The 1,213-nt window shown below is 69.0% G+C and carries 1 protein-coding gene; it reads left to right on the top strand.

The features are described 5' to 3' along the window. Positions 1-1,213 (top strand): acetate--CoA ligase (locus tag ACFXKA_RS43020; RefSeq protein WP_379431914.1); only part of this gene is annotated, 1,213 nt, incomplete at both ends.

Genomic DNA, 1,213 nt, shown 5'->3' with positions numbered 1-1,213 from the left:
CTCCCCCGAGCACGAGGCGCAGGCCTTCGACGCCGAGCACCCGCTGTTCATCCTCTACACCTCCGGCACCACCGGAAAGCCCAAGGGCATCCTGCACACCTGCGGCGGCTACCTGACCCAGGCCGCCTACACCCACCACCACGTGTTCGACCACAAGCCGGGTCACGACGTGTACTGGTGCACCGCCGACATCGGCTGGGTGACCGGGCACAGCTACATCGTGTACGGCCCGCTGGCCAACGGCGCCACCGAGGTCGTCTACGAGGGCACCCCGAACTTCCCCGACGAGCACCGGCACTGGCAGATCATCGAAAAGTACGGCGTCACCATCTATTACACGGCGCCGACGCTGGTGCGCACGTTCATGAAGTGGGGCCGCGAGATCCCCGATTCGCACGACCTGTCCAGCCTGCGGCTGCTGGGTTCGGTGGGCGAGCCGATCAACCCCGAGGCCTGGCGCTGGTACCGGGATGTGGTGGGCGGCAACCGGACTCCCATCGTGGACACCTGGTGGCAGACCGAGACCGGCGCCATCATGATCTCACCGCTGCCCGGCGTCGCCGCGGCCAAGCCGGGCGCGGCCATGACCCCGCTGCCGGGCATCTCCGCGAAAGTCGTCGACGAGGAAGGCAATCCGGTCTCCCTCGGCGAGACCGAGGCCAACGGGTACCTGGTGCTCGACCAGCCGTGGCCGTCGATGCTGCGCGGCATCTGGGGCGACAACGAGCGGTACAAGGACACCTACTGGTCCCGCTACGCCGAGAAGGGCTGGTACTTCGCCGGTGACGGCGCCAAGCTCGACACCGACGGGGACCTGTGGGTGCTCGGCCGCGTCGATGACGTCATGAACGTGTCCGGCCACCGCATCTCGACCGCCGAGGTGGAGTCCGCGCTGGTGGGCCACTCCGGCGTCGCGGAGGCGGCCGTGGTCGGCGCCTCCGACGACACCACCGGCCAGGGCATCGTGGCGTTCGTGATCCTCACCGCCGAGGCCACCGACACCGGCGCCGATCTGATCAGCGAGCTCATGGCCGAGGTCTCCCGCGAGATCTCCCCCATCGCCCGCCCGCGCGAGATCCACGTGGTGCCGGAACTGCCGAAGACGCGCTCGGGCAAGATCATGCGCCGCCTGCTGCGCGACGTGGCCGAGGGCCGCGAACTGGGCGACACCTCAACCCTGGTGGACCCCAACGTATTCGAGTCCATCCGCGCC

Source organism: Nocardia sp. NPDC059228 (assembly GCF_042754245.1).
Lineage (GTDB): Bacteria > Actinomycetota > Actinomycetes > Mycobacteriales > Mycobacteriaceae > Nocardia.
Note: the sequence above shows the minus strand (reverse complement) of the source record. Positions and strands in the feature narration are given on the sequence as shown.